We start from the raw sequence: 26,381 nt of genomic DNA on the forward strand, positions 1-26,381 counted from the left end.
ATTTTGCAACTGTTTCCGGGTTGATCCCGAACTCCTTGCTCAGCGCCGCGAGCGAAGCCTGCGATCGCTGTATTGCTGCTCGCACGGCGTGCGTGGTCGTGGCGCTCCCAGGACGTATCTGCCCCATGAGGCTTCCTTCCACTCACGTGAAAATATCACACCATCAAACTACGGGACTAAACACCTAAGCCCTGCCTCATACAAGCACCCGGCATGTGCGTGCCGCTGTTAAAGCGGCACGCAAGAGGCCTTATCAGGCCTTGGGGGCGTCTTCTTCTTCGTCTTCGTCCCAGTCTTCATCGTCTGCTTCAAAGACCAGTTCTACCGTAATGGTCGCGTCGTCCCCTTCCTGCAGGGCCTTGGCGTCTGCTTCGGCTTCTTCCACCTTTTCGTAGAGCTTGCCTTCGTTAGGGTCTTCCTGCCACTCGTTCCGTGGCTCCCAGAAGGACAGTTCGCCCTCCGCATCTTCACGCTGGATGAGGTAGCCTACGATCACTTCGTCTTGGTCTTGCATGGCGGTATCCTTTTCTGCCTGTTTCCTTCTATGAACCATGTCGCAAAAAAGGGAAGAGGAAAGCGCGACAAACAGTTTGATGAAAATATGACAAGGCAGGATTTTGCGGCCATAAGGCACTAAAATCCACCATTCCACGCCCCGTTCATCTCTTTTTTACGCGCCCTGCCGGGCCACCTGCCATGCCTTGAGCGCACATGCCAGCCGGGTCCATTCCGCCTCGTTGGCGGGCAGGCCAATCCGCAGGCTATGGGAACACCCGGCAAAGCGGCGGGTTACAATGCCGTGGCGGCACAGATGCACCCACAACCCATAGGCATGGGGGGTATCAACCAGCGTGAACAGCGTTGCCTGCCCCCGCCACGCAAGGCCTGCACCATGCAGCATCTCTACCAGCCTTGCATGAGCCAGACGGGCTTTTTGCGCAGCCTGCTGCACCCAGTGCGTATCGGCCAGCGCCTGCGTACCTGCGGCGAGGGCCACAGCTCCGACCGGCCATGAACCCAGCAGGGAGCGTGCCTTTTGTGCCAGTACGGGAGTCGCCAGCAAAAAGCCCAGCCGCACACCCGGCAGACCATAGCTCTTGCCAAACGAACGCAGCACCACAAGGGCCGGGTGCGGCAACAGGGAAGCCACACTATGGGTGGCAAAATCCCCGAAGGCTTCATCCACCACAAGCCAGCTCCCCGCCTTTGCGCACTGCTCCGCCAGAGCCGCAAGGTCCTGCATGTCCAGCAGGCGGCCATCGGGGTTATTGGGGTTGCAGATCACACAGGCCGTTCCCGCCTGTTGCGCGGCTTGGCGAACCTGCTGGACATGCTCCACGCCGCTCCATGGCACACCATTATGCTCCCACGCCTGCCCGTGGCCAGAATAGGTTGGACCCAGCACGCAGGCCCTCCGTGCCCCCAGCAACCGGGGTAGCAGGGCTATAAGGCTCTGGCTGCCGGCCCCGGTTACCACCATGTCGGGTGTTGGCACGCCGTAGGCACGGGCGGCAACCTGTTGCAAAGCCTGTTCCTCCCCTTCTTCGGGCAGGCGTTGCAGGGTTTTCGGGTCTGGCCAGACCAGCGGGTATGCAACAGGGTTAATCCCTGTGGAGAGGTCTATAAAAGGCTCCGGCGCACCCACAAAATGCCGCATGACAGCCTGAACCTGCCCGCCATGGCTGGGCACCGGCAGTTCTGCTGCATCCGTTGTGGAGGACAAACCGTTAGGCGGTGCTGCGTGGTGCATGGTAGCGTCCGTGATCTTTTGTGCCAGCCTAGTGTTCATAGCCACCCCCATGCTGTTCTTCCCCCTCTCCATCACCCTGCCCGTTGCAGCCCTTGCCGCTGGCATGGAAGCCGCCTGGGGTTACCCGGCCCCCCTGCTGAACATGATCGGCCACCCCGTTATGTGGATTGGCGCACTGATCGACCGGCTCGAGCATGTGCTGAACAGGATGAACACATCCGAGCGCACACGGCGGTTATCAGGGTTTGTGGCACTGGCCCTGATTATTACCATACCCGTTACCCTTACGGCCGGCCTGCTTGGGGTGGGTTATACTCTTTTACCCGCCCCTGTCATGCTGCTTGTGCAGGCAGGGCTGGCCAGCACGCTTGTGGCACAGCGCTCGCTATGGGTGCATGTGCAGGCTGTGGGCACGGCCCTGCGCCACAATGGCCTGTCTGCTGGCCGCAAAACCGTAAGCATGATTGTAGGGCGTGACACCAGCGCACTGGATGAGGCCGCAGTTGTGCGCGCGGCACTGGAAAGTCTGGCCGAAAATTTTTCGGACGGGATTGTGGCCCCATTGTTCTGGACCGCCCTGTTTGGCCTGCCGGGCACGGTTTTTTACAAATGTGTCAACACGGCCGATAGCATGATCGGCCATCTTAACCCCCGTTACAGAGCCTTTGGCATGGCTGCGGCCAAACTGGACGACCTGATCAACCTGCCAGCCTCCCGCCTGGCTGCGCTGTGCCTGATGCTGGCGGCCCCACGGCAGCAATGGCCCCATATCTGGCGGACCATAAAGCGTGACGCGCCCCGCCACCGCTCCCCCAATGCAGGCTGGCCGGAAGCCGCCATGGCCGCAGCCCTGAACACCCTGCTGGCAGGCCCGCGCTCCTATGGTGGCAAAATGACCAAAGACCCATGGATTGGCAACGGCACATCCGGGGCCGGTGTGGCTGATCTGGAGCGTGGGCTGCGCCTGTACCGGCGTGCGTGCGGCGTGCTTATTGCCGGGTTGCTGTGCGCTGCACTTGGCGGCATGATAGGGGCATGAACGCACCCTCCTTCTCCCCCGCTTTTGCAGCCGAACTTGAGCAGCTTTTTACATGGCGGAGGGATGTGCGCCATTTCCGGACAGACCCGCTCCCCGACCATACCTTGGCACACCTGCTGGAAACCGCCTGTCTGGCCCCCTCCGTGGGGCTGAGCGAGCCGTGGCGCTTTGTAAAGGTGGATAGTCCGACCCGCCGCCATGCGATCCGCGAGAACTTTGCTCACAGCAATGCGCGTGAACTGGCCGGACGAGGCGGGGACGACGCCCAGCGTTACGCATCGCTCAAACTGGCCGGGCTGGACGATGCCCCTCACCATATTGCCGTTTTTTGCGAAACCAACCCCACACAGGGCCGCGGACTGGGCCGCGGCACCATGCCCCAGACCACCACATGGTCCGCGGTTATGGCCATCCATACCTTCTGGCTGGCAGCAACCGCACAAGGCATTGGTGTGGGCTGGGTTTCCATTCTGGACCCCAAAGAGGCCAACAGGGTGCTGGCCATTAACCCGGAATGGCAGTTTCTGGCCTATCTGTGCGTTGGCTATCCGCTGGAACCTGCCAGCTCGCCCGAGCTGGAACGCCGTGGCTGGGAACAGCGCAACCCCGCACGCCGCAAATGGATTGCCCGCTAGCCCGTACAGTGCAGGGCATGCGCCCCTTTGCCATCAAGCAGCGTAAACCGGCAGGCTGGCCAGTGCCAGAAGAGCGTCTATATCCATATGGCGTTCCAGATGATCGGCCAGATGGTCCAGTGCGGCGTCCACCACACCATCATGCATGTCCGGCAGGGTCTGCCCGGCCTGCGCCCATGCCCCCTCTGGTGCAAACGCGGCTCCTCCGGCCCGTTCGAGCAAGGCCAGCCGGGCCGCACGGTGTGTAAACACGCCATGCAGGTATGTTCCCCAGACCCGACCATTCCCCGACACGCACCCTTCGGCCTGCCCGTTCAGCCACAGGAGTGGGGTAGAACCCTCCGGCCTGTGGCTTTGCCCCAGATGCATTTCGTACCCTGCAACGGGCTGACCTCCTTGAGCCAGAAAACCCTTGCCGTATTCAAGCCTTTTATCATCTCCCAGAACAGTATGGATGGGTAATAGCCCAAGCCCCTGCGCCGCGCAGGGCGGGCCTTCCGTGCCGTGCGGGTCGGCAACACTATGGCCCAGCATCTGGTAGCCACCGCAAATACCCATAACCACACCACCTTTTTGCACATGCTCTACAATACGCCCAGCCCAGCCACGCGCGCGCAGGCACGCCAGATCCGCCAGAGTAGCTTTGGAGCCGGGCAGAAGAATAACATCGGCCTGAGGCAGGGCCTCCCCTTCCATAACGGGAATAACCTCGACCCCCGGTTCGGCACAGAGCGGGTCCAGATCATCAAAATTTGCAATCATGGGTAATATGGGCACAACCACGCGCAAGCGGGGTTCTGGTTGCATATCCCCCACTCGGCCCTGCAACCGCCTTGCCCGCAGGGTGTCCATGAGGTCGGCGGCATCCTCGGCGGGCAGGTCATGGACATCAGGCAGGTATGGTACCAACCCAAGCGCCTGCCAGCCGGTTTTTTCAGCAACAAACTGCATACCATCGGCAAACAGGGTCGGGTCGCCACGCATGCGGTTGACCACAAACCCCTTGATCCGCTCGGCATCTTCTGGCTGCAACACAACCTGTGTGCCAACAAGGCTGGCGATCACGCCGCCTCGGTCAATATCCCCCACCAGCACAACAGGCGCCTGCACGGCGCGGGCAAAGCCCATATTGGCAATATCATGCCGCCTCAGATTAACTTCGGAGGCGGACCCTGCTCCCTCAACCAGAACAATATCCGCACTGGCCGCCAGATTTTTAAAACTTTGCAGAACCTGCGGCATAAGCTGCTCTTTGCGGCTCTGATAATGCCGGGCCTCCACCGTATCCACCCGCTGGCCACGCACAACTAGCTGCGACCCGGTCTCGCCCTGTGGTTTCAGCAAAACCGGGTTCATGTCCGCCATGGGCGGCACACCACAGGCTCGGGCCTGTAGGGCCTGTGCCCGCCCGATTTCTCCACCATCCAGTGTAACGGCGGCATTGTTGGACATGTTCTGTGGTTTAAAGGGCAATACCCGCAGCCCCCGCCGCACAAGAGCCCGCGCGAGCCCCGCAACCAGTGTGGATTTGCCAACGCTTGAGCCTGTACCCTGCACCATAAGAACGCGAGCGCTCAAAACTCCACGCCTTCCTGTGCCTTGATCCCGGCTTTGAAGTGGTGCTTGACCAATGTCATTTCCGTGACCAGATCAGCCCCGTCCAGCATGGGCTGTCTGGCGTTACGGCCCGTTACCACAACGTGCTGGCTTTGTGGCCGGGCGTTAATATCCGCCAGAACCTGCTCCATATCCAGATACTCGTAGCGCAGGGCTACATTCAGTTCATCCAGCACCACAAGGGCAACATCCGGCCGGGCCAGCGCCTGCACCGCAACGGCCCATGCGCGTTCGCACGCTGCCACATCCCGCGCGCGGTCCTGTGTTTCCCACGTAAACCCTTCGCCCATGCTGTGCCATTCCACCAGATCACCAAAGCGTTCGAGTGCCCGGCGCTCACCCGTATGCCATGCGCCTTTGATAAACTGCACCACCACCACGCGCCGGTCATAGCCCAGCATGCGTAGCGCAAGCCCAAAGGCTGCCGTGGATTTGCCTTTGCCCGGCCCTGTATTAACCAGCAGCAGACCTTTTTCCCCAATTTTGCTGGCGACCTCCTTATCCTGCACAGCCTTGCGTTTGCGCATTTTTTCCTTATGGCGTTCGGCGTCGTGCTCTGGCGTATTGTGCTGCTCGTTACTCATGGTTTTGGTATTCTCTGTCTGTCAGATACATGTGTACGGCTGGCTCACGCAACAGGGTGCAGAGCCGGACGGGTGGCGGCCTGCTCCACCATAAACAGCCGTGCAAAACCCTGCGGCATGGAGGGGGCCAGCAGTTCCGGCTGCTCCCCCGCCGCCAGTGCGCTGAGAATACGCAGCGGCCCGCCGTGTGAAAGCACACACGCGGCCTCCCCCTTACGGTGCATATCCTGCCAGAAGTCGGTAATACGGTGGCAGAGCGCCAGACCGCTCTCCCCCTCCGGCGGAGCAAAGCTGGATGGGTCCCTGGCCCATTCATCCAGTTGCCTGCGCTCGATATCCTGCCAGCGCAGCCCTTCCCAGCGGCCAAAGTCCAGTTCGGCCAGCCTTGGGTCCACCCGCAGTTCCATACCTGTTACAGATGCCAGACGTTGCGCCATGTCCCGGCAGCGTTGTGCAGGCGAACTATGCAGCACACGGCAGACCGCCCCCTTGGCCAGAACAGAAAGCCCGGACACGATTTTTTCCCATCCCGGACGTAACGCCACATCCTGCCTGCCGTAACAGACACCTTCGGGCAGCAGCACGGGAGCATGCCTTACCAGCAATACAGGAAAAGACTGCATGGCCTGTCTCCTCTTTTCATCTCTGTCCGTTGTTCACACCGACCAGACGGGCCAGACAAACCGGCCCCGACCTGCCCCAGACACTTTGCCGACAAGCCGGACACACCACCACCCCCTTAATTCAGGCGCAAGACATGGTGATCGGCTCTGGCACACTGGCCAGCACATGGAAAAAGGAGCCAGACACAAACCCACGCTGGCCACCACACATCCCCAGTTCCTCACCTATGCCAGAACGCAGGCTGGCCAGTGGGGCATCCTGCCCCCCCTCCAGCACGGTGGCATAATGGAACTCATGCCCGCGCAAACGCGCACCACGCGCACCCAGAACACCATCTGCTACAAGAGTGGCCTCACGGTAACCCAGATTCAATTTGCGTCGCGCAAAAGACGTGCTGTGGCCAAGCAAACCTGCCATGCCATGCCGCACACCCTGTGCATCTTCCAGCCCCTGCCCCAGCACCATAAAGCCCCCACATTCGCCATGCACAGGGCGTGTGCGGGCAAAATGCGCCAACCCGGTAAGGAAAGTGGCAGCCCCCGCCAGCACGCCCGCATGGAGTTCGGGGTAACCACCGGGGAGCCAGCAGGCCGTGCAGGATGGGTCCGGGGCCTCATCCGCCAGAGGGGAAAACGGCACCAGTTCCGCCCCGGCCTGCCGCCAGAACAGGGCCAGATGCCCATACAGGAAGGAAAAAGCCGCATCATCCGCCACGGCGATCCGCTGCCCCGGTGGCGGCAGCACGCCGGTTTGGAGTAGCTCCTCCCCCATTCCACCCTGCAAAGGCCGGGCAGCGGCCAGAATACCGTCCAGATCCAGTTCACGCTCGGCCTTGTCTGCCAGATCGGACAGCCAGCCAGCGAGGTTCCCATGCTCACGCGCCTGCACAAGACCCAGATGCCGCTCTGGCAGGGTTTGCCCCATCTGCCGCATCAATGCGCCATAAACGGGTAGCTGCGCGGCCTGCACGGCCTCGCGCCCCAGCCGCTCATGCCGGGGGGAGGCCACACGGTTGAGCACAACCCCGCTCACCTGCACATGGGGGGACCATTGTGCAAACCCCCAGGCGATTGGTCCCACAGACTGCCCCTGCCCCGACACATCGAGCACAAGCAGAACCGGAATACCAAAATACGCAGCAATATCGGACGGCGCTCCCCGCTGGCCGTCGGGCAGGGATAAGCCATCAAACAGCCCCATGGCTGATTCCACGACCAGAATATCCACGTCCTGACAGGCCGCCTGCATAACGCGGCCCAGCAGGGCATCGGGCATGCACCAGCTATCCAGATTAAGACCCGGACGGCCCGTAATGGCGGCATGAAAAGCCGGGTCTATGTAATCCGGCCCGGTTTTGACCGCCCCAACCCGCAAACCCCGCCTGCCAAACGCTGCCAGCAGGGCCAGTGTAAGCGTTGTCTTACCCCCGCCAGACCGTGGAGCAGCGACCATAATGGCCCGTGTTGTCATACGTTATTCACCCTCATCCAGCACACAGGCCACGCTGTTACCGCGGGGGTGCCACAGACCACGCCGCATGGCCTCCTTGAAGCGCTGGCGCATGGCCTCCCTTGCTGCAGGGTTGGCTTGGCGCAAAAAATCATCACATTCCGCATTCCCCAGCGTTGCGGCAAACACCAGATCAAACTGCGGGTCAAAGCGCTGAGACATGGTGGCGGCAAAACCGTGCAACGCGTCCAGCCCGCGCGCCAGTTCGGCGGCACCGGCATATCCGTGCTGCTGCATGCCTTTTATCCATTGCGGGTTGGCCAGACGGCCCCGCACAATGCGGGCGACCTCATCCGCTGTGCCGCGCAGGCGGGGAGACTGTGGGCGGGAGGTATCTCCGTGCAGAACCGCAGGCGCGCCCCCCGCCATGTGGCTGGCGGCGGCCAGCCCCCCTTCATGCGCGGCAATATCGGGACTTTCCAGCAAGTCGGTTTCGGCATTGTCCTGCACGTGCAGAACAGTTTCCGCCCGCCCCAGTAGGGTGGACAGGGCAGCCTGATCGCGCGTGCCATCCCGCCCGCCACCATACATCCACGAGGAACCTTCCAGCCATGCAGCCCCCAATTCGTCACGATTATGCCATGTGCCGTGGAGCAGATGCTCCTCCACCCCGGTACCGTAACTTCCTGTGGCGGCACCAAAAATACGTGCGGTTGCCCGTTTGCGGGCCTCCCCCTCCAGCCCTCGGGCCTGTGCTGCAAGGGGGTTCCAGCCATCAGGTTCACGCCGGGCGGCTACGGCGCTGACCGCCTGATCGAACAGGGCAATCTGCTCGCCAAAGGCATCCCGGAACAGGCCGGAAATACGGAGTGTGACATCCACTCTGGGCCGGTCCAGTACGGGGAGAGGAATAACCTCAAACCCGCACACATGGCCCGTGCTGGCAGTGCGCTGCACCTCCACCCCCATAAGGCGCAGGGCCAGAGCCAGATCCTCCCCCCCCGTGCGCAGGCTGGCTGAACCCCACATATCCATGACAAGCCTGGTCAGGGGTTCGCCGTGTTCCTGCAGGTGGCGGGTCAGCAGGACCTGCTCCATCCGGGTCGCCAGCACCACCGCGGACGGCGTTGGCAGGGCACGCGGGTCCACGGTAAAAAGGTTGCGCCCGGTTGGCAGCACATCAATACGCCCACGCGTTGGGGCACCGGCTGGCCCGGCCGCCACCGGCTGCCCGGCCAGAGCCGCCAGCAGGGCGTGCATTTCCGCCGTGCCGCACTGCTTTATGCGCTGCGTAACATCGGCCACAAATGTCTGGTCCTCCTGCCGGGCACAGGCTTGTGCAATAGTTTGCACAAGGGCTGTGCAGCGTGGTGCCGTTTTGCCAAAAACATGCAGCCCGTCACGGATTTGCAGGTCCTTGACATCACACAGATACGCATCCAGCCGTGCCAGTGCTTCTGTCTCATCCAACTCCCCGGGTCTGACACCACTTTCAGCCAGAACACCCGTGCGGGTTGCACGTTCCAGAATATCCGCCCGCAGCAGGGCACCACGGCGGGGGTCCAGCCCATCGGCCTCCGCGTATTCATCAATCAGGCGTTCGAGTTCCTGCATTTCGTCCGACAGGCTGGCCTGCATGACCGGAGGCGTCATATGCCCGATGGTTACAGCACCCAGACGCCTGCGGGCAGCAGCGGCCTCCCCCGGATTATTGACAATAAAGGGGTAAATGACCGGCATATCCCCCGTAAGCACCGCAGGTGCGCAGAGCGGGGAAAGAGCCGTTGCCTTGCCCGGCAGCCATTCCAGCGTGCCGTGTGTGCCCAGATGCACCAGTGCATCCAGTTTTTGGCTACGACGTAGCCAGAGGTAAAACGCCACATAAGCATGGCACGGTGGCTGGTCCGGGTCGTGATATGTGGCTTTACGCTCTGCGGTTTTTCCTCGGTCGGGCTGCACGGCAAGGGTTATGGCACCCAGAGCCACGTAACGCAGGTGGAATGCGCCATCCCTTACCGCTGCATCCTGCTCCGGCTGGCCCCATGCGTCCGCAATGGTAGCCATGAAGTCCGGCGGCAGTTCCGCGCTCAGGACTTTATAGTCTGCCAGAGATAAAACGGCCTGCGGGGGGGACTGGGCCATAAGGCGGGCCAGTTCCTGCGCGGTTGGCACCGGCTGATCCCCTACCCGGTACCCCTGCTGCTGCATATGCTCCACAATGTTGTGCAGGCTGGCAAAACCGTCCAGACCAACAGCATGGGCCACATGCGCACTGCCCTGCTCCAGCCCAGCGCCGGGGTAGTCCGAGAGCACAATACCAACCCGTTTTTGCTCTACAGGCGTATGCCGCAACCGCGCCCATGCCATGGCCCGCGCCGCCACCATGGCAATGCCTGCATCATACGCCACACGCTGGGCGGGCAGCCCCGGAGCCGCCTCCTGACGGAAGGAAATGGGAAATGTGGCGATTGTTCCATCAAGTTCTGGCAGAACAACCTGCATGGCAAGGTCCGAGCGCCCCAGCCCGCGAGCACTTTTGGTCCACAAGGCCTGCGTGCAGCCCGGCTGGAGCACCTGCAACACAGGCGCACCCGCCGCATCCAGCGGGGAACTCCCCAGCCCCCCGCGAGCGGAAAAACAGGTGGCGTTCAACACCACATCGGGCTTTGTGCAGCGCAAATGCTCCGCAACGCCCTGCGCAACGCCGTGATCCTTGAGGGATGTCACAAACAGCACCGCCACGGTGCAGCCCTGCCCGGCCAGCACCTCGGCCAGCCGTTCCACCCCCGCCATGTCCGATGCCTGAAGATGCGCTCGGTAAAAAACCAGCGCCGCCGAACAGACCGCCTGCTCCCCGGCTGCCGGATACGTACGGTAAACACCCCATGTGGGCAAAGGCCCGGGCTTTGTGCCGTCATCCTCCCCATATCCGGCAAGGGCTGACATAAGCCGCAGGGCTGCGGCCATGTTATCTGGCCCACCTTGGGCGAAAAAGCCGTTCAGGCGTTGCCGTTGGGCGGCCTGCACACCGTAGGACAGTTCAGCCAGACGGGCATCATCCACCGTACCCTCCGCTGGCTGCCCGGCCCCACCGCACCCGGTATGGCCGGGCAGAAACACGACAGGCACAGCCTGCTCGCGCGCCCACGCGGCCAGTTCCTCCGCCCCGTAACGCCAGTAATCCAGCCCACCCAGCAGACGCACCACCACGCATCTGGCCCCCTGCAGGGTACTTTCCACATACAGGTCGATCGACATGGGGTGCCGCAGGCGGGCCAGACTTGTCACCTGAACGGATGGTAAGCGGGCATGCTCCTGCGTACGCATCTGCTGTGCCGCGTGATGCAACCCCAGCAGATCACTCTCTGTAAAGGACAGAACAACAATATCCGCACCGGGCAGGCCCAGATCTTCGGCTGTATCCTGTTCATCCAGTGTCCGGTTTTCGCGGACCAGAAGGTGCATGCCCGTAAACTCCCTTACGCGGCCAGATAGCCTGCAAGAGCGGCGGCAATGGCCGGAGCGTCCAGCCCTTTCTGGCCGATGACCACAATACGGCCCGTGCGGTCCTCCCCCGCACCAAGGGGGCGGTCGAATTCATGCCGGAAGCGGCTGCCCACACCCTGCACGGCCAGACGCATGGGTTTACCTGCAACGCTTGCAAAGCCTTTCATGCGCAGCACGTCAAAGCTGCGGGCCGTGTTTTGCAGGGTGGTCAGGAACTCATCCACACTGTGCTGCTCGGGCACGGCGACCACAAAGCTTTCAAAATCATCATGCTCGTGCTCGCCATCTTCCGCATCATGGTGGGATGGGCGGGCAGCCAGGTCGCTCTCGGCCGCAGCGCCAATACCCAGAAGTACGGCAGGGTCCACCCTGCCTTCCGTTGCCCGCACAATCTGCACAGGACGGGGAGCATGGTCCCGAATATGCTGCTCCACCGTTGCCAGCTGCGCTGCATCCAGCAGGTCGGTCTTGTTCAGCACCACCAGATCGGCAGCGTTGATCTGGTCTTCAAACACCTCGGCCAGCGGGTTGTCGTGATCCAGCGAGGGGTCTTCGGCCCGCTGTGCTTCCACGGCCTGCGGGTCATCCGCAAAGCGCCCGGCGGCTACGGCGGGGGCATCCACCACGGCCACAACGCCATCTACCGTCATGCGGCTACGCACCGTGGGCCAGCCAAACGCCTTGAGCAGGGGCTTGGGCAGAGCCAGCCCTGATGTTTCGATCACCACATGTTCGGGTGGGTCGGCCCGGTCCAGCAGGGCTTCCATAGTGGGCAGGAAGTCATCCGCTACAGTACAGCACAGGCAGCCATTGGTCAGTTCGACAATGTCTTCCTCGCGGCAGTCTTCCACCCCGCAGCCACGCAGGATTTCGCCATCAATACCGAGCGAGCCGAATTCATTCACCACCACGGCAATGCGATGCCCCTGCGCCCGGCTGAGCAGATGCCGCAGCAAGGTGGTTTTACCAGCGCCCAGAAACCCGGTGATAATGGTTACGGGTACACGTGTCTTGGCAGCAGTCATGGTTCTTCCTGTTCGTTATAAAGCGTTGCGGGCACACGCCCCAGCACCATATCGGCCAGCGTTGCCGGGCGGCGCGATGGCATGACAGTCCCTTTGGCCGATGCCGCATAGTGGCGGGCATACGCCAGAATATCCTCAGCTTTTTCCGGCCCAAGGTGGCCCAGCAGCCATGTCCAGCGCGCGGGCATGGCTATGGCCGCCGTACACCCCCGGTCACACGCTGCCAGACAGGCCACCGGGCGCAGCGTGGCGGAAGGGGCTGCCCCAGCCAGACGCTCCGCATCCAGCAGAACCTGCAGGCGCTCGAGCAGTTGCGCACCCGGTGGGCAATCCATGGCAGGTCCGCCCCGCCTGCACGTAACGCAGACATGCAGCACGGGTGGCCCAGCCTGTGCTGAAGGAGCAGAAGGGGAAGACAAAGAGTGTTCGGCGGTCATGCGTCTTTCCAACGGGCCATTGTTCCACAATGTGGGGTTGTGGCAGGCATGGGGCAGTAACAACCAGCCCTCTGCCACGCATATGGCAAAGAAAACGCACCACCGGGTGCATCCGTGCCTGCCAGGCACCCCGCCAGCAGACAACGCCAGAACGTAACCATTCCCGCAGGAACGGCCTTACAGACGAGTGATGGCAGGTCTCCTGGCTTGTACCCTGCCTGCACCAGCCATGAGCTGACGCAAAGCACTGTCCCGCTGCCTTCCCGAGTCCCGAAAGGACCAGTGGCGACCCCGAACAGGGCCGGGGCGGAACATGATGGGTACTTACAGTTGCGGGGGCAGCGACGGCCTTGCACCGGTCTTCCCTTTTCACCCCGGTCAGGGGCACCATCAAGTGTTGGCATGATGTGCACAAAAACCCTGCCGATTCAAGGCATGTCGCACTCTGGCCAAGCATGGCTGCGCAGCATGAACAGGCCGGAAAGGCCCTATCCTGCCCTGGAACATGGAGCACGGAACATGATTGACCCACAGGATGGGCTGGCCTATTTTACCCATATACTTTTTATCTCAACTATAATGACACTAATTTAATGGACCGATGACTGAGCCGCGCCACATGCCAGCACTGGACGAAACGTATTTTCCCGGCATGGCGCTGACCTTCCGGGTCATGCGGCTGGCAACGCTCTGGCGCACGCAACTGGACCGGGCCCTGCGCCCGCATGGCATGTCCCTTGCTGTCATGCGCCCTATGGCCTACCTGTGTATGCTGCCTGAAGGGGCAACCCAGCGCGACCTCGCCCAGACCATGACCATAGACTGCTCCGCACTGGTACGTGTTCTTGACCTGCTGGAAAAACAGAAGCTGATCACCCGCACACCCGATGCTCAGGACCGCCGTGCAAAACGCCTGTTCCTGACAGAGGCCGGGCGGGAACAGTGCAGGCTGTTCCATACGATTGCCGCCGAGCTCGAGCAGACCATACGATGCTCGCTCCCTCCGGCTCAGGCTGATACCCTCACACAGACCCTCTCCTCCTTGCTCGAAGCACACCATGCCCACACGCTCTGACCTGCTCACCCTGCCCGGATCGTTCATGCACTGGGTCAACCAGCGCTTTGCCCCCGCAGTTTTTGCGGATGATGCCCGCTGGAATGGCTTTACCGCCACGGCGGGCTATACCATGCGTGTGTTCCTCTCCATTGGTATTGCGCTTTTTCTGGCCTTTGTTTTTCAGCTCCAGTCCCCGCTCAGCGCGGCGACAACGGTGCTGATCGTCGCCAACCCCACGGTTGGGGCCATGGTCTCCAAAAGTGTGTGGCGTCTTATTGGCACCCTGATCGGGGCGACAATCAGTGTGGGAGTTATGGCTGTTTTTGTGCAGTCACCCGTTCTTTACTTTGCGGCCCTGTCCGTTTTTGTCGGCCTTGCCTGCATGGTCGCCACGTTTTTACGGTTTTTCCGTGCCTATGCGGCCGTGCTGACCGGCTATACGATCGTCATTATCGCAGCCCCCGCCTTTGCCGACCCCGATGGTATTTTCCTATCCGCCATGAGCCGCCTTTCCGTTGTAGCAACGGGCATTCTGGTCACGGCCTGCGTGTTCATGGTCACCTCCGTGCGCAAACCCAGCACCGTGCTGCACAAACTCGGTCAGGCGTTCAGGGAAACTGTTCTGCATGCCAGAACATTTCATAAAGCTGAAAGTGAACGCACAACACCCGAAGCACTTGATGCCACCGTAACCAGTACGCTGGAAAAACAGGAACAGAAAACCCAGAACACCAACACGATTTTTCGTGGGCTCGGCCAGCCAATCTATGACAGTCGCAGCAAGCTTCTGGCCAACATGTCCGGCCTGACCCCCGCCATAGAATTTGCCGCAGCCGATGACCCGGACATGCAAAACCGCGTGCGTAACCTGCGCCTGTGCTTAAGCCGCCTGACGGGGCTGATTGTCAGCTACCACCCATACTGGCTGACTTTTTCCGCCGGGGTGGAGGAAACCCGCGCCGTGCACCTGCTGGTTGCCCAGACACTGGGCGAGATTCTGGAACTGACCGAAAACACCCACTGGCTGACCAACCCCGCCCCGCTCTCCACCTGCCTGCATGACGCACTGAAAACACTGGAACAGCTTGCCCGCCAGACCACGAGTACCAGCACTCTGGCCGCACTGGACAACACGCGGGACGCACTGGTGCAGATGGACCTTGCCCTGCACGACCTGACCAGCCCGCACCCCGACCGCACACAGACCAGCATCCAGCCTTATCTGGAATGGCCAACAGCCCTGCGCAACGGCGTGCGCGGGAGTTTTATTGCCCTGCTGGCTGGTATGTTATGGTATGTTCTGCACTGGAGTTCTGGCCCGCTGCTGATCATATACACCGTTGCGGCGTCAAGCCTTTTGTCCACCACCCCCTCGGCGGCCAAGGCCAGCCCCATGATGGCGGCAGGCACCCTGCTGGCCGTGCCCATGGGGTTTTTGTGCCACACACTGGCCCTGCCGCGTATAGATGGCTACCCGTTGCTCTGGCTTAGTCTCTGCCTGTTCCTTCTGCCGGGTGTGTGGTTGCAGTTCCATCCGCGGTACAGCATTGGCGCATTTGGATATGCCGTGTTTTTTACCATGATGCTGTCAGTCAATAACCCGATTGTTTATGATGACCTGACCCTGACCAACAACTGGATGAGCATAATAGCCGCATGTGCCCTGCTGGCTATTGTCTTCAAGGTTATTCTGCCAGCAGACCACAGGCTGGATGCCGCGCGGCTGGTCACGTCCCTGACACGCAGCATTCAAAAACTGGCGCGCACCCCTTATGGCCGCACCGAACCATGGGTGGCGTGGGAAGGGCTGCAACTGCAAAAAATCTCGCGCCTGATGATGCGCCTTTCCTTCATGACCACCAGTCTGGACCGACAGGGATACACGGACGCAGCCTTTGCCTCGCTCTCTCTTGGCAGGTTGATTGTCCGGCTCAAATGGAATGCGGCCCACGCAACGCTGGACCCTCAGGCCCAGACCGCTCTGACAAACGCATTGAACGCTTTTGCCCAACTGCGCCATAACCCGGTTGAAACAGCCAATGCGCTCCAGCAGGCTGCTCTGGCCATTCGCGCCATTCCAACACAGGAAGCCGGGTTATCCCTGACGCGTGACCGAACCCTGTCCTGCCTTGAGCAGGCGGCCAATATCATTCTCTCGGTTCCCGGTTTTTTCCATGCGCACGGCCCTATTCAGCTGGCAGAAGATCTGGGGCGGCCTGCCATTCCGGTTTCTGCCCATCCTGCTGCGCACTAGATTTTTTACTGGATACCCTCCGGGAAAATAAACCCGATACTGTAAAAAACAAATTTCAGAGAGCAACGAACTTTATAGTCTCACTTAATAAATAAGTTTTTACGCTGTTAATATATTTTTTATGGGAACTTAACCTGAAGACACCTCTTATAAACGAGCCATTACATTAATTTCCATAAGAAGAAACACCATGGCTCAAACCGATCTTGCACTCCATACCCCCCTGCGAGCCAACCCGGCCCCACTTGGTCTGATGGGGTTTGGCATGACCACCATTCTACTCAACCTGCACAATGCAGGACTTGTATCCATGGGCTCCGCCATTCTGGCCATGGGCCTGCTTTTTGGCGGCATTGCACAGATTATCGCAGGTATTCTGGAATACGGCGTAGGCAACACCTTTGGTATGACAGCCTTTATCTCCTACGGTGCGTTCTGGCTGACCCTGGTCGCCCTGATCGCCATGCCACACACGGGCATTGTACCTGCCAGTTCCCCCGCGCTGGTGGGCAGTTACCTGCTCCTCTGGGGGCTGTTCTCCTTTATCCTGTTTATAGGCACGCTGCGGGCTACACGCGCGCATCAGATTATTTTTGGCACACTGGTTATTCTGTTTGCCCTGCTGGGGCTGGGTGACCTGCTGGGCCAGCCGGGGCTTACGGTCATTGCGGGTTATGAAGGACTGGTATGTGGCCTGTCCGCCATGTATCTGGCCGCGGCCGAAATTCTGGAAGCCCAGTTCAAATGCACGGTCCTGCCTGTTGGGCCTTATAGACCCGCCACGGCCTGAGCGCACCACGGCCCATAACTTCAAATACACTCCGCTTTTAAAATAACACCAGCAGCACTCCTTGCCCTGTAAGGTCAGGGCAAGGAGTGCTGTAGTCGTACCTAGCTGGCCAGCACGGCCTCCAGCGCGGCCACATCCACCGCCGCCAGCATGGGAGGTTGCCAGAGCGGGGCATTATCGCGGTCAATCAGACGCGCGCGCACACCTTCCACAAAATCCGTACGACCCACCATGTAACGGACCAGCCGCCCCTCAATGGCAAAAGCCTCCTGCAACGAGGATGCCCTGCGCGCATGCTGCCAGCCATACCATGCCGCATAAATGGACGTTGGGCAGGCGCGTGAAATATCCTCCAGATCCGTCCGGGCGGTCTTCTGGTCCGAACATTCCAGCCCACGCACAATCTGCTCCAGACTGGCCGAAGGATCGTATTCCTCCAGCGTGCAGGCCTGTGCGGGCAACTCCAGTGGACCAATAAGGCCGAACACATCTTCCACCGGGCGCAGAGCCAGCAAACCGCGCAGGTTATCCAGACTGTCCGAAGGCACCATACGGTCCGCAAAGCCCATGGCTACGGCCTCTACCCCACTCATACGTCCACCCGTAAGTGCCAGCCGCAACCCCGCACCCCCCGGAGCGCGCGACAGCAGCCACGACCCGCCGGCATCAGGCACCAGCCCTATGGATGTTTCAGGCATGGACACAATGGAACGCTCGGTCACAACCCGGTAGCGGGCATGACCACCCAGCCCCACGCCACCACCCATGGCAATACCATCCATGAATGACACAACGGGTTTGGCATACTGCGCTATGTGCAACATGGTCTGGTAGACACGGTCCATCAGCGCAAACGCATGGTCCGGCCCATCCACCAGCAACGCATCCCGTATGGCCTTGAGGTCTCCGCCCGCGCAGAACGCACGCGGAGCACTGCTTTCAATCAGCACCACATGCACGGATGGATCATCCCGCCATGCGGCCAGAGCGCGTTCAATGCCGGTCGCCATCTCCAGATCAACGGCATTCAGCCGTCTGGGCTTATCCAGTATGATGCTCCCCAGATGCCCCTGCCGGGCCGTTCGCACGCATGCCGTGCCGGAAAGGACGTCCTTGCTCATTGCTTTCCTCTTTGTTTCATGCACAAACACATAACCATCAACCGTTGGAATGAGGACAGCAGATGTTGGCTCCGGAGACCAGTGCCTATCGTGAAGCCATGGCCAGACTGGGTGCGGCTGTGAATATTGTGACAACAGGAACACTGGATAACCCGGTCGGATTTACCGCATCTGCCGTTTGCTCCGTAACCGACACGCCTCCCACATTGCTGGTCTGCCTGAACCGCAACAGTCGCGCGCGCTCCGCCTTTTATGAGGAAGGGACCATGTGCGTCAATGTTCTCACATCCAGCCAGCAGGATCTGTCCAACCATTTTGCAAGCCCGAACACCATGGCCGAACGCTTTGCCGCAGGGCACTGGCAGACACTGGCCACCGGAGCGCCCGTCCTGCACGAAGCCGCCGCATCCTTTGATTGCCAGATCAGCCAGATTGTGGAAGTGGGCACGCATAGTGTTCTTTTTGGCGTTGTGCAGGGTATTTTATGCCATGCAGGTGCGGAAGGACTTGTTTATTTTAACCGCAGCTACCACTCTCTACCTTGTCGGCAGGGTTAACGGCAGCCCAAAAGGCGCTGCATCCCTGTTTATATAAGGAGCATAACTGATGGTCCGTAAACATTCCCAAAGCCGCGCTCTGGCCCTTCCTACCACACAAAACCAGATGGTACTGGCCCTGTATGCGGCCCTGACCGCCGCTGTTGTTCTGGGCACGGGCCTGAACTGGCTGCTCACCTGAAAATTACCCTGTCTCAGGCACCATCTGCCCGGCTTTAGCGCCCGCGCAGATGGGCCACTCCATTGGCTGCGGCAAACACTACGCTCCCCAGCAACGCAATCCAGAAGGATGCGGGGCAGTCGCTCAGCCATGACAGGCACAACCCGCCCCATGCTTCAAACAGGGCAAGGGTAAATGCCACAGCCATACCCGGCATTGGACCAAAACCCAGACGCAGGCTGGCAGCAGCTGGGGCGACCATAAGAGTAAAAACCAGCAGTACTCCGGTAATCTGTGAGCACATGGCCGTGGCAATACCCACCAGAGCCAGAAACAGCACGTCCAGCAGGCGCAGGTTAACGCCTTTGGCCTCGGCCACATCGGGCTGGAGAGAGGCAAACAGTAAAGGTCTGCTCATAACGCCAAGGCACACCACACAGCCAATGGCCAGTGCACCCAGCCAGTAAAGGCTGGACGGAGCAATACCCAGAATATCGCCAAACAGCAAAGCTGTGGCGGCTCCTGCCGAGCGCGTCAGAAAATGCAGGCACAAGGCCCCGGTACCCATGGCGAGCGACAGCACCAGCCCGATCATGACATCCCGCCCGATCACCCGGTCGCTTGCCATACCCATGCCCATACCACTGATAACCGCACTCAGCCCGAACCCCAGCAGTGCGGGCTGCCCCCACAGCAAAGCCGCGCCAGCCCCGGCAAAGCCAACATGCGAAAGCGCATGACTGGCAAAACTCTGCCCCCGCAGCACCAGAAACCACCCTACGGGGCCGCAGACAAAAGCTGCCAGAAAAGCGGCCACAAACGCGGTGCGCATAAACTCGTAGGCAAACATCAGCGCGTATGCTCCGCACAGTCGCAACAATGCAGGGTGTCTGCCCCGCCATCGGCCACCACAAACAGGCGTCCGTCTGCGCGCACCACCTCGACCGGCGCACCGTAGAGCGCACTCAGGGCCGGGGTTGTCATAACCTCATCCACATTCCCCAACAACGCCTTACCATGCGCCAGATAAAGAACGTGGTCCATAAACCCCATAAGCGGGTTAATATCATGCGTGGAAAACAGGACCGTTAACCCCCGCTCACGTGCCAGATCATAAATCCGGCGCGTTGTCTCGCGCATGCGGGCCGGGTCCAGACTGGCCAGAGGCTCATCCAGCAGCAGAATGCGCGGCTGGTCCAGCAGGGCCTGCGCCAGCAAGAGCCGCTGCCGCTCCCCACCGGAAAGAGACATGACCGGCCGCATGGCCAGATCCTGCGCATCCACCGCATCCAATGCGGCATTGACCTCCGCCCGTGCACTGGCCGAGCACCATGGCAGGCCCCAGACGCGCCCCTGCAAGGCGGCGGCCACCATGTGCCAGCCATTAAGCTGCCCGGCCACCATACGCCGCATTTGCGGCATATAACCCACAGGCATGCGGCCCTTGCCAAAACTCTGCCCTTCCACCCGTACATAACCCTGCTCTGGCGTGGTAAGCCCCAGAATGGCGCGAAAGAGAGAGGTTTTGCCAGCGCCATTCCCCCCCAGCACAGCCACAAAGCTACCCGGTGGAATGGCAAAACTGACCTGATCAAGCACACGCCGCCCGCCATATGACACACTGAGTTGCCCGGCCTCGATAGCTGGAACGCTCACTGCTGCACTCCCAGAAGCTGGCCTGTGCGGGCAAGAATATCATGGACCCAGACCTGCCAGTGCTTGCGCGGTGGCAGCATTTCAGACAGCGGCATGGTGGGCACATTGGACTGCTGCGCCAGTTCCAGCAGATGCCGGACGGATGGTTCTTCCACCTGCTGGTTATAAACCAGCATTTTCAGGCGCTTGTCTTTCAGGTCGCTCTCAAATGTTGCAACGGTGGAAGGTGCTGGCTCCACATCGTTCATGATTGCAAGCTGGTAAGCCCGTTCGTCCATCTGCAAACCCAGCAGGTCCGCAAGGGGGGTGAACAGCGGTTCGGTCGCGCCCACGTGCATGCCCGCGACATGCTCCCTCAACAACCCGGCATGCGCCTGAATGGACTGGATGATCAACTGCATCTTTTGCGCCCGACCTGCGTATCCATCCGCGTGGTCGGGGTCTATATGGGCGCAGGCTTCGGCGAAATGCTGCACAAAAGCGCTGACCGCATCTATATTGAACCACAGATGCGGGTTGCCCCCTTCCTGCCAGCCTGACCACGAATCGGCCTTAACATACCGCACAGGCAAAAGGTCGGAGGCGGCAACCAGCTTGTCGGCCCACGCATCGTACCCTGCGCCGTTCGCCACAACCAGTTCCGCCGCCGCAATCATGCGCGCATCGGTCGGAGTGGCCTGATATTCGTGCGGGTCCACCGCAGGGGAGGACAAAATGGCCACAACCCGCATGTCTGGTGCTGCAATCTGTGCGGCAATATCACCCCACGTATTTTCCGCTGCCACAACAAGCGGCATTTTGGCAGCCTGCGCGCCACCGGCCACACCCCCGAGAATGCTCACCATAACCAACGCACAAAGAGCTGTTTTTAAACAGAAATTCTGTTCTTTATTACCTCGAAGAACCATGACGCAGACACCTCAATCAATGATATGTAATAATATTACATCAGTTCTGGTCATCCGTCACCTCATCACGCATATCTGGCCTTCCTCTCCTGGCTCGTTTAGGCTAGAAACAAGAGAGAACGGATGATGAACATGCAGACCAGAACACCACCCTCCTCCCCAGCAGATAACGGCTACGGTTTTTCGGACCGTATTCAGCACCAGCTTGAGCACGCCGCCCATCTCTGTGCCGGGCAGGGAGGACGCATGACCCCGCAACGGCGCGATGTTCTGGGCCTGATCCTGACTGCCACAACGCCCGTTGGAGCCTACGACCTGCTTGAACAGCTCAAAACATCGGGCCGCAAACCTGCCCCCCCTACCGTTTACCGCGCGCTCGATTTTCTGCTCGAACATGGTCTTATTCACCGCATTGAACGCCTGTCCGCTTTTGTGCCGTGTACCCACCTTCAGCAGGACCATCCCCACGACCACTCTCATGGACCGGCGGAGAACTGCCTGCATAGCGCGCAGTTCCTGATCTGCCGGAGCTGTGGCGGTGTGACCGAGATTGCCGATGCCCCGCGCGTTCTGGATGTCCTGAAAAGCATTTGTGGCAAAAAAAACTTTACCATGCAAAGCGCATCGGTCGAAGTGGAAGGTGTATGTGAAGACTGCGCCCCCGCCACACGCGGCCAGAAGGGGCCTGCCCCAGCCCCCAACTGATGGAACACCCTGCCCCAACCGGCCCTGTTCAGCCAGACCTGCCAACCCTGCCTGCTGGCAAGGCCCGCAAACCCATTCGGGCGGGTAAAAAAACAGTCAGACCCGGAACAGTTTCCAAAGCACCGGGCTTGCAGCAGACAGACCTGTTTGCCCTGCCCCTACCCCCCCTCCCCCGTTCGCACTTCCTGCCCGACGAAATCCGCCTGAGCCTTGTGCCTGCGCCGGAAAAGCTTCCGCCTGCTGGTGAAGACTGTTTTTTATACATGGTTGTTTCGCAAAATTATGCGCAACATCTTATGACCACCGGGCTTCCCCTTAACCGACGCGCCCCCCTTATGCTGACCGAACGGGCCGGAATTCCCCCATGGCTGGCAAAAACGGCAGAAACCACGGCATATGATGCACACAACATGCCTGTTGTGCTTAAACTCAAACGCTCCCTTGTTGCGCAAGCTCTGGAGCTGGAGCCAGACCATACGGCAGAATTTGCCACACCATGCTACCTTCTCAGCGGCAATTAAACATTCTCGATCAACAGGCCCAGTTTCATGACAGATGACGCTCTTCTTGCTCAGACAACCCGCAACGGCCTTGTGGAATCCAGCCATTATGGCGCGGCCATTGTTGTGGATGCGCACGGTAAAACCGTTTTTTCCGCCGGGGACTGCACAACACCTGTTTTTCCACGCTCCACGGTCAAGGCGTTACAGGCACTCCCTTTACTGACCGAGGGTGCCGCAGACCGCTTTGCCCTACCAGACAAAGCACTGGCACTGGCCTGCGCCTCCCATCAGGGGGAGCCTGAGCATATTGCTGTTGCCACAGACATGCTGGCCCGCACGGGGCTGGATTACGGCGTGCTCGAATGTGGCTCCCACTGGCCGCTGGATACAGCCGCCGCCCGCGCGCTGGCGACAGCGGGGGAGACACCCTGCGCACTCCATAACTGCTGTTCGGGCAAACATGCGGGCTTTATCTGCCTCTCCTGCGCGACCGGGCAGGATGTGGCGCACTACACACGCCCGGAACACCGCGTAATGCAAACCGTTGCCCAGACACTACAGGAGGTTACCGGGGCACCTCATACCACGGCAAACAGGGCTATAGACGGATGCGCCATTCCCACATGGGCTATCCCCCTGTCTGCTCTGGCGCTGGGTTATGCCCGTTTTGCCAGTGGCATTGGTCTTTCCCCCGACCGGGCCCTTGCGGCACAACGCCTGCGCAACGCCATAGCCCAGAACCCGTTCATGATCGCGGGCAGCGGGCAGTTTGACACACGGGTCATGACCGAACTGGCCCCCAGGGTCCTGACAAAAATGGGGGCTGAAGGCGTGATGCTTGTCGCCCTGCCAGAACTGGGGCTGGGCATGGCCATAAAATGCCGTGATGGCGGCGTCCGTGCGGCAGAAACTGCAGCAGCAGCCCTGATTGCCCGTTTTGCCCGCATAGAGAATGCGCCTGTTTTAACATACTTCATGCGCCGCCCGCTTAAAAACTGGAATGGTCAGCTCGTAGGGGAACTACGAGCATCCAACCTGCTGGCACAGACCTATCTGCCCCCCGCCCCATTGAAGCAGGACTACGCATAAAAAAACCGGATAACCCAAACGGCTATCCGGCATTATGGGCCTTTGCACACCTTAACGAACACCCCTGTGCGGTAAGAGTAACAAGAACCCGGCATAAACAATGCGGGCCTGACCAACCTCTGTATGGTCAGGCCCGCACCATAACGCTGCTTAACCCTTATGCCTTTGTGGCACGGGGTCGCTGTGTCGCGGTAGCCTTGCGCTTGCGCACGGGTGCGGCTTTTTCCGTATCCGCTGCAGCTTCGGCTGCCAGACGTTCATAACGCTTGCGACGGCGGCGTTCCTGCACAACGCGCAGTTTTTCAACTGCAGACAGGTTCTTGGCACTCTCTGCGGCTTCGGCCTTCTCAGCCCGCTTCCGTGTTGCTTTTGCAGCAGGCTTGGCAGGAACCGGAGCTTCCACCACAGCCTTGCGGGCTGACTTACGCGCACGGGCGGGAGCAGGCTGCACAACTTCTGGCGCGGCAACGACCGGGGCGCGTGTTGCGCGGGTGGCTGTCTTGGCGGCCTTTACCTTACGGGCTGCCTTGACCGGAGCCTCCACCACGGCAGCTACGGCTGCGGTTTTTGCACGGCGCGCCGGTTTGGCCGCGGCTTCCACCGGAGCTGCCGCGGCAGCGGCCTTGCTGGCTTTTCCGGCTGTTGCAGGCTTGACCGTTTTTTCTACCTTGGCCGCTTTGCGTGGCGTTGCGCTCTGCCGTGTCTTGCGCGTGGTGGAAGCCGGGGCTGCTTCCACTTCAAAAATTTCTTCTACCACTTCCACTTTTGCACGCGGCGCGCGTTTTTTGGGGGGCGTTACAGCAGCGACGCGGGCAGGGGCACGTTTAGCGGCAACAGTCTTGCGGCCTTTTTTGGTCTCACTCATTCCAGCATTCCTTTTTCATCTTCTTTAAAAAGATCAAGAAGAGAAAACATTCTTTTAAAAAATTAAAAACAAACCTGTTCGTGGCACATTCCGCAATATCAGCAAAGCGCGCCCATTTCCCCCTCTACATAACAAAAATGACTGGAAATGCAAAAAAATACTCTCAGCTTTTCAAGAATAGACTGCCTGGATTCAACCATTACAGACCCTATGTTCTATACATGTTCGCAAAACTGTCATGGCATGAGGATATTGCCCACATACTCAAAGAAACCCTATGATCAGCGAGCGATTTTTATCTCCCGCCATCAGGAACCTTGGCCAATGAAAATTAACGGCACACCTTACCGCAGCGTTTGGGTTGATGAAAAAGACGGCTGGTCCGTGCATATTTTTGACCAGACCCGCCTGCCTTTTGCACTGGATATTCTCCAGTTGACCACACCCGGGCAGGTTGCCCATGCCATTAAAACCATGCAGGTCCGTGGCGCCCCGCTTATTGGCGCGGTTGCGGCCTATGGTCTGGCTCTGGCCCTGCGCACGGACAGTTCCGACACCGCACTGGAACAGCAGGCGGCCATGCTGGCCGCCACGCGCCCCACGGCCATAAATCTGGTCTGGGCGATTGAAAGAATGCTGAACCACCTCCGCCCCCTGCCCCCCGCCCAGCGGACCGATGCGGCCTATGCCGAAGCAGGCCGCATCTGTGATGAAGATGCCGCCCAGAATGAGGCCATTGGCCTGCATGGTCTGGAACTGCTGCGCACACTGGCTGCGCAACGCGGCAAGAATGACCGAATTAACATTCTGACACATTGCAATGCCGGCTGGATTGCCACAGTGGACTGGGGCACAGCACTCGCCCCCATTTACATGGCACATGACGAAGGTCTGAACGTGCATGTCTGGGTGGATGAAACACGCCCCCGCAATCAGGGTGCTGCGCTAACGGCATGGGAGCTTGGCAGCCACGGCGTGCCCCACACCGTTATTGCGGACAATGCCGGTGGCCACCTGATGCAGCACGGGCTGGTGGATATGGTTATTGTTGGTACCGACCGCGTCACCCGCAATGCCGATGTCGCCAACAAGATTGGCACTTACCTGAAAGCCCTGGCCGCACGGGACAACAATGTGCCATTCTGGGTTGCCCTGCCTTCCACGACCATAGACTGGCGCGTGGCCGATGGCATGCGTGAAATCCCTATTGAAGAACGCTCGGAAGCCGAAATTACCCATATCCATGGGCGGAATGACAGCGGGCAGATCAGCCGGGTGCAGATTACTCCAGACGGCAGCAAGGCCGCCAATCCCGCGTTTGACGTAACCCCGGCCCGCCTTGTAACCGGCCTGATAACAGAAAAAGGCTGCTGCGCGGCCACACCCGATGGCCTGCTCTCCCTTTTTCCCGAACGAGGCTAGAACTCTGGACCACATTGGAAAAACGTCTGTTATGCCGAACTCTGATCAAACACCGACAACACTGTTCCTGACCGCCCATGCCGTGCCCTACACCATGCATGATTATGATTACGTGTCCGATCCGGGCAAGATCGGCCTGCATGCCGCGGCAGGCATAGGCATTGACCAGCAAAAGGTTTTTAAGACCCTGATGGTGGAAGTCGACAAAAAGCAGGTTGTCTGCACCGCCATTCCCGTTCACCTGAAAATGGACCTGAAAAAAGTGGCCGCCCTTTTTGGCGGTCGCAATGCCCGTATGCTTGGTGCTGAAAAAGCTGAAGCGCTCACGGGTTTTCGGGTTGGGGGAATCAGCCCCTTTGGCGCACGCACAACCGTACCCGTTGTGTTTGACGAAAGCATTCTCAAACTGGACAGGCTCTACATCAACGGTGGTGGCCGTGGCCTTATTGTGGAACTGGCCCCGGCAGACGCCATACGATGCGTGCAGGCCCGGACTGCCAGCATTACCATGGATACACCCCCGGCCTGAGCAGACAAAAAAGCACATGAGAGGGTTAAAGGAGCATAAACCCCCTTCCACCCTCCAGAAAGGACGCCTATTCCTTACAACAGGGTTTTGTTCTGCAA

General features: G+C 60.1%; 27 protein-coding genes, 1 pseudogene and 1 riboswitch. Of the genes and pseudogenes, 13 read left to right on the top strand and 15 right to left on the bottom strand.

Annotated features, from left to right (window positions below; genetic code table 11):
* From AB2L51_RS08260 to cobD, 3 genes and pseudogenes are all read right to left on the bottom strand, one after another.
* Window positions 1-127, bottom strand: a pseudogene (locus AB2L51_RS08260) (IS481 family transposase); the annotation flags it as partial.
* 126 nt (window positions 128-253) lie between these two features.
* The gene (locus tag AB2L51_RS08265) at window positions 254-514 is read right to left on the bottom strand and encodes a hypothetical protein (RefSeq protein ID WP_086646250.1); all 261 of its coding nucleotides are present in this window, start codon (window positions 512-514) and stop codon (window positions 254-256) included.
* 156 nt (window positions 515-670) lie between these two features.
* On the bottom strand, window positions 671-1,750 hold the full coding sequence (gene cobD / locus AB2L51_RS08270) for a threonine-phosphate decarboxylase CobD (protein ID WP_395582169.1): 1,080 nt from the start codon (window positions 1,748-1,750) through the stop codon (window positions 671-673).
* Window positions 1,751-1,799: 49 nt separating this feature from the next.
* Here cobD and cbiB point away from each other — a divergent pair, with 49 nt between their 5' ends.
* Together cbiB and bluB are read left to right on the top strand one after the other, a co-directional pair.
* Entirely contained in the window at window positions 1,800-2,789 is a 990-nt protein-coding gene (gene cbiB / locus AB2L51_RS08275; RefSeq protein WP_395582179.1) for an adenosylcobinamide-phosphate synthase CbiB, read from the top strand.
* Window positions 2,786-3,424 carry a 5,6-dimethylbenzimidazole synthase gene (gene bluB, locus AB2L51_RS08280; protein WP_395582168.1) on the top strand — a complete coding sequence of 213 codons (639 nt, stop codon included), beginning with the start codon at window positions 2,786-2,788 and terminating at the stop codon, window positions 3,422-3,424. Before cbiB ends, bluB begins: the two co-directional genes overlap by 4 nt.
* A 33-nt stretch (window positions 3,425-3,457) precedes the next feature.
* Here the strand turns inward: bluB and AB2L51_RS08285 are convergent, their stop codons facing one another.
* The 7 genes from AB2L51_RS08285 to AB2L51_RS08315 all read right to left on the bottom strand — a co-directional run bounded on the left by AB2L51_RS08285 (window position 3,458) and on the right by AB2L51_RS08315 (window position 12,667).
* Window positions 3,458-4,984, bottom strand: a complete 1,527-nt coding sequence (locus tag AB2L51_RS08285) for a cobyric acid synthase (RefSeq protein ID WP_395582178.1) — start codon at window positions 4,982-4,984, stop codon at window positions 3,458-3,460.
* Between the two features lie 14 nt (window positions 4,985-4,998).
* On the bottom strand, window positions 4,999-5,625 hold the full coding sequence (cobO, locus tag AB2L51_RS08290; RefSeq protein ID WP_395582167.1) for a cob(I)yrinic acid a,c-diamide adenosyltransferase: 627 nt from the start codon (window positions 5,623-5,625) through the stop codon (window positions 4,999-5,001).
* Between the two features lie 44 nt (window positions 5,626-5,669).
* Window positions 5,670-6,248, bottom strand: coding sequence for a histidine phosphatase family protein (locus AB2L51_RS08295; RefSeq protein ID WP_395582166.1), 579 nt, complete (start codon window positions 6,246-6,248; stop codon window positions 5,670-5,672).
* 121 nt (window positions 6,249-6,369) lie between these two features.
* Window positions 6,370-7,719: a cobyrinic acid a,c-diamide synthase CobB gene (locus AB2L51_RS08300; protein ID WP_395582165.1), complete on the bottom strand. Its 1,350-nt coding sequence runs from the start codon at window positions 7,717-7,719 to the stop codon at window positions 6,370-6,372.
* Window positions 7,720-7,722: 3 nt separating this feature from the next.
* Entirely contained in the window at window positions 7,723-11,163 is a 3,441-nt protein-coding gene (gene cobN / locus AB2L51_RS08305) for a cobaltochelatase subunit CobN (protein WP_400921504.1), read from the bottom strand.
* A 14-nt stretch (window positions 11,164-11,177) separates the two neighbouring features.
* Complete coding sequence (gene cobW / locus AB2L51_RS08310) at window positions 11,178-12,230, bottom strand: cobalamin biosynthesis protein CobW (protein ID WP_395582163.1); 1,053 nt, start codon at window positions 12,228-12,230, stop codon at window positions 11,178-11,180.
* A complete protein-coding gene (locus AB2L51_RS08315; protein WP_395582162.1) occupies window positions 12,227-12,667 on the bottom strand; it encodes a DUF1636 family protein in 441 nt (146 codons plus the stop codon). The genes cobW and AB2L51_RS08315 overlap by 4 nt, the downstream gene beginning before the upstream one ends.
* Between AB2L51_RS08315 and AB2L51_RS08320 the strand changes: the two genes are divergently transcribed.
* From AB2L51_RS08320 to AB2L51_RS08335, 4 genes are all read left to right on the top strand, one after another.
* Window positions 12,564-12,824, top strand: a complete 261-nt coding sequence (locus AB2L51_RS08320) for a hypothetical protein (RefSeq protein WP_395582180.1) — start codon at window positions 12,564-12,566, stop codon at window positions 12,822-12,824. The two genes, AB2L51_RS08315 and AB2L51_RS08320, sit on opposite strands and share 104 nt — an antisense overlap.
* 18 nt (window positions 12,825-12,842) lie before the next feature.
* A riboswitch (cobalamin riboswitch) is annotated at window positions 12,843-13,074 on the bottom strand.
* Window positions 13,075-13,268: 194 nt separating this feature from the next.
* Window positions 13,269-13,742: a MarR family winged helix-turn-helix transcriptional regulator gene (locus AB2L51_RS08325; protein ID WP_395582161.1), complete on the top strand. Its 474-nt coding sequence runs from the start codon at window positions 13,269-13,271 to the stop codon at window positions 13,740-13,742.
* A 25-nt stretch (window positions 13,743-13,767) separates the two neighbouring features.
* The gene (locus AB2L51_RS08330) at window positions 13,768-15,978 is read left to right on the top strand and encodes an FUSC family protein (RefSeq protein WP_395582177.1); all 2,211 of its coding nucleotides are present in this window, start codon (window positions 13,768-13,770) and stop codon (window positions 15,976-15,978) included.
* A gap of 190 nt (window positions 15,979-16,168) precedes the next feature.
* Complete coding sequence (locus AB2L51_RS08335) at window positions 16,169-16,768, top strand: acetate uptake transporter (protein WP_395582160.1); 600 nt, start codon at window positions 16,169-16,171, stop codon at window positions 16,766-16,768.
* A 101-nt stretch (window positions 16,769-16,869) separates the two neighbouring features.
* On the opposite strand, the gene AB2L51_RS08340 is transcribed toward AB2L51_RS08335, so the two are convergent.
* Window positions 16,870-17,889, bottom strand: coding sequence for an enoyl-CoA hydratase/isomerase family protein (locus tag AB2L51_RS08340; RefSeq protein WP_395582159.1), 1,020 nt, complete (start codon window positions 17,887-17,889; stop codon window positions 16,870-16,872).
* 62 nt (window positions 17,890-17,951) lie between these two features.
* On the opposite strand from AB2L51_RS08340, the gene AB2L51_RS08345 reads away from it, so the two are divergent.
* Both AB2L51_RS08345 and AB2L51_RS08350 read left to right on the top strand, forming a co-directional pair.
* Window positions 17,952-18,446, top strand: a complete 495-nt coding sequence (locus AB2L51_RS08345) for a flavin reductase (protein ID WP_395582158.1) — start codon at window positions 17,952-17,954, stop codon at window positions 18,444-18,446.
* A gap of 49 nt (window positions 18,447-18,495) precedes the next feature.
* Window positions 18,496-18,627, top strand: a complete 132-nt coding sequence (locus AB2L51_RS08350) for a hypothetical protein (protein WP_260400870.1) — start codon at window positions 18,496-18,498, stop codon at window positions 18,625-18,627.
* A 34-nt stretch (window positions 18,628-18,661) separates the two neighbouring features.
* Here the strand turns inward: AB2L51_RS08350 and AB2L51_RS08355 are convergent, their stop codons facing one another.
* The 3 genes from AB2L51_RS08355 to AB2L51_RS08365 are packed head-to-tail and all read right to left on the bottom strand — an operon-like array spanning window position 18,662 to window position 21,107.
* On the bottom strand, window positions 18,662-19,456 hold the full coding sequence (locus AB2L51_RS08355; RefSeq protein WP_395582157.1) for a metal ABC transporter permease: 795 nt from the start codon (window positions 19,454-19,456) through the stop codon (window positions 18,662-18,664).
* Window positions 19,456-20,262: a metal ABC transporter ATP-binding protein gene (locus tag AB2L51_RS08360; RefSeq protein ID WP_395582156.1), complete on the bottom strand. Its 807-nt coding sequence runs from the start codon at window positions 20,260-20,262 to the stop codon at window positions 19,456-19,458. The genes AB2L51_RS08355 and AB2L51_RS08360 overlap by 1 nt, the downstream gene beginning before the upstream one ends.
* Window positions 20,259-21,107 (bottom strand): metal ABC transporter solute-binding protein, Zn/Mn family, encoded by an 849-nt coding sequence (locus AB2L51_RS08365; protein ID WP_395582155.1) that lies wholly within the window; start codon window positions 21,105-21,107, stop codon window positions 20,259-20,261. Before AB2L51_RS08365 ends, AB2L51_RS08360 begins: the two co-directional genes overlap by 4 nt.
* A gap of 186 nt (window positions 21,108-21,293) precedes the next feature.
* On the opposite strand from AB2L51_RS08365, the gene AB2L51_RS08370 reads away from it, so the two are divergent.
* The 3 genes from AB2L51_RS08370 to AB2L51_RS08380 are packed head-to-tail and all read left to right on the top strand — an operon-like array spanning window position 21,294 to window position 23,467.
* Window positions 21,294-21,875, top strand: a complete 582-nt coding sequence (locus AB2L51_RS08370) for a Fur family transcriptional regulator (RefSeq protein WP_395582154.1) — start codon at window positions 21,294-21,296, stop codon at window positions 21,873-21,875.
* Window positions 21,875-22,396, top strand: a complete 522-nt coding sequence (locus AB2L51_RS08375; RefSeq protein WP_395582153.1) for a hypothetical protein — start codon at window positions 21,875-21,877, stop codon at window positions 22,394-22,396. The genes AB2L51_RS08370 and AB2L51_RS08375 overlap by 1 nt, the downstream gene beginning before the upstream one ends.
* A 27-nt stretch (window positions 22,397-22,423) precedes the next feature.
* Window positions 22,424-23,467 carry an asparaginase gene (locus AB2L51_RS08380; RefSeq protein WP_395582152.1) on the top strand — a complete coding sequence of 348 codons (1,044 nt, stop codon included), beginning with the start codon at window positions 22,424-22,426 and terminating at the stop codon, window positions 23,465-23,467.
* A gap of 157 nt (window positions 23,468-23,624) precedes the next feature.
* Here the strand turns inward: AB2L51_RS08380 and AB2L51_RS08385 are convergent, their stop codons facing one another.
* A complete protein-coding gene (locus AB2L51_RS08385; protein WP_395582151.1) occupies window positions 23,625-24,332 on the bottom strand; it encodes a histone in 708 nt (235 codons plus the stop codon).
* A 324-nt stretch (window positions 24,333-24,656) separates the two neighbouring features.
* Between AB2L51_RS08385 and mtnA the strand changes: the two genes are divergently transcribed.
* Window positions 24,657-25,754, top strand: a complete 1,098-nt coding sequence (mtnA, locus tag AB2L51_RS08390) for an S-methyl-5-thioribose-1-phosphate isomerase (protein WP_395582150.1) — start codon at window positions 24,657-24,659, stop codon at window positions 25,752-25,754.
* A gap of 31 nt (window positions 25,755-25,785) precedes the next feature.
* A complete protein-coding gene (locus AB2L51_RS08395) occupies window positions 25,786-26,283 on the top strand; it encodes an aminoacyl-tRNA deacylase (protein WP_395582149.1) in 498 nt (165 codons plus the stop codon).
* The last annotated feature ends 98 nt before the right edge of the window (window positions 26,284-26,381 follow it).

Origin of the sequence: Acetobacter fabarum (genome assembly GCF_040702925.2) — a bacterium.
Classification (GTDB): domain Bacteria; phylum Pseudomonadota; class Alphaproteobacteria; order Acetobacterales; family Acetobacteraceae; genus Acetobacter; species Acetobacter fabarum_B.

Coding starts and splice junctions, on each gene's coding strand:
- AB2L51_RS08265 (WP_086646250.1), bottom strand. CDS start 514: ATGCAAGACCAAGACGAAGTGATCGTAGGCTACCTCATCCAGCGTGAA.
- cobD (WP_395582169.1), bottom strand. CDS start 1,750: ATGCACCACGCAGCACCGCCTAACGGTTTGTCCTCCACAACGGATGCA.
- cbiB (WP_395582179.1), top strand. CDS start 1,800: ATGCTGTTCTTCCCCCTCTCCATCACCCTGCCCGTTGCAGCCCTTGCC.
- bluB (WP_395582168.1), top strand. CDS start 2,786: ATGAACGCACCCTCCTTCTCCCCCGCTTTTGCAGCCGAACTTGAGCAG.
- AB2L51_RS08285 (WP_395582178.1), bottom strand. CDS start 4,984: ATGGTGCAGGGTACAGGCTCAAGCGTTGGCAAATCCACACTGGTTGCG.
- cobO (WP_395582167.1), bottom strand. CDS start 5,625: ATGAGTAACGAGCAGCACAATACGCCAGAGCACGACGCCGAACGCCAT.
- AB2L51_RS08295 (WP_395582166.1), bottom strand. CDS start 6,248: ATGCAGTCTTTTCCTGTATTGCTGGTAAGGCATGCTCCCGTGCTGCTG.
- AB2L51_RS08300 (WP_395582165.1), bottom strand. CDS start 7,719: ATGACAACACGGGCCATTATGGTCGCTGCTCCACGGTCTGGCGGGGGT.
- cobN (WP_400921504.1), bottom strand. CDS start 11,163: ATGCACCTTCTGGTCCGCGAAAACCGGACACTGGATGAACAGGATACA.
- cobW (WP_395582163.1), bottom strand. CDS start 12,230: ATGACTGCTGCCAAGACACGTGTACCCGTAACCATTATCACCGGGTTT.
- AB2L51_RS08320 (WP_395582180.1), top strand. CDS start 12,564: ATGGCAGGTCCGCCCCGCCTGCACGTAACGCAGACATGCAGCACGGGT.
- AB2L51_RS08315 (WP_395582162.1), bottom strand. CDS start 12,667: ATGACCGCCGAACACTCTTTGTCTTCCCCTTCTGCTCCTTCAGCACAG.
- AB2L51_RS08325 (WP_395582161.1), top strand. CDS start 13,269: ATGACTGAGCCGCGCCACATGCCAGCACTGGACGAAACGTATTTTCCC.
- AB2L51_RS08330 (WP_395582177.1), top strand. CDS start 13,768: ATGCACTGGGTCAACCAGCGCTTTGCCCCCGCAGTTTTTGCGGATGAT.
- AB2L51_RS08335 (WP_395582160.1), top strand. CDS start 16,169: ATGGCTCAAACCGATCTTGCACTCCATACCCCCCTGCGAGCCAACCCG.
- AB2L51_RS08340 (WP_395582159.1), bottom strand. CDS start 17,889: ATGAGCAAGGACGTCCTTTCCGGCACGGCATGCGTGCGAACGGCCCGG.
- AB2L51_RS08345 (WP_395582158.1), top strand. CDS start 17,952: ATGTTGGCTCCGGAGACCAGTGCCTATCGTGAAGCCATGGCCAGACTG.
- AB2L51_RS08350 (WP_260400870.1), top strand. CDS start 18,496: ATGGTCCGTAAACATTCCCAAAGCCGCGCTCTGGCCCTTCCTACCACA.
- AB2L51_RS08355 (WP_395582157.1), bottom strand. CDS start 19,456: ATGTTTGCCTACGAGTTTATGCGCACCGCGTTTGTGGCCGCTTTTCTG.
- AB2L51_RS08365 (WP_395582155.1), bottom strand. CDS start 21,107: ATGGTGAGCATTCTCGGGGGTGTGGCCGGTGGCGCGCAGGCTGCCAAA.
- AB2L51_RS08370 (WP_395582154.1), top strand. CDS start 21,294: ATGATGAACATGCAGACCAGAACACCACCCTCCTCCCCAGCAGATAAC.
- AB2L51_RS08375 (WP_395582153.1), top strand. CDS start 21,875: ATGGAACACCCTGCCCCAACCGGCCCTGTTCAGCCAGACCTGCCAACC.
- AB2L51_RS08380 (WP_395582152.1), top strand. CDS start 22,424: ATGACAGATGACGCTCTTCTTGCTCAGACAACCCGCAACGGCCTTGTG.
- AB2L51_RS08385 (WP_395582151.1), bottom strand. CDS start 24,332: ATGAGTGAGACCAAAAAAGGCCGCAAGACTGTTGCCGCTAAACGTGCC.
- mtnA (WP_395582150.1), top strand. CDS start 24,657: ATGAAAATTAACGGCACACCTTACCGCAGCGTTTGGGTTGATGAAAAA.
- AB2L51_RS08395 (WP_395582149.1), top strand. CDS start 25,786: ATGCCGAACTCTGATCAAACACCGACAACACTGTTCCTGACCGCCCAT.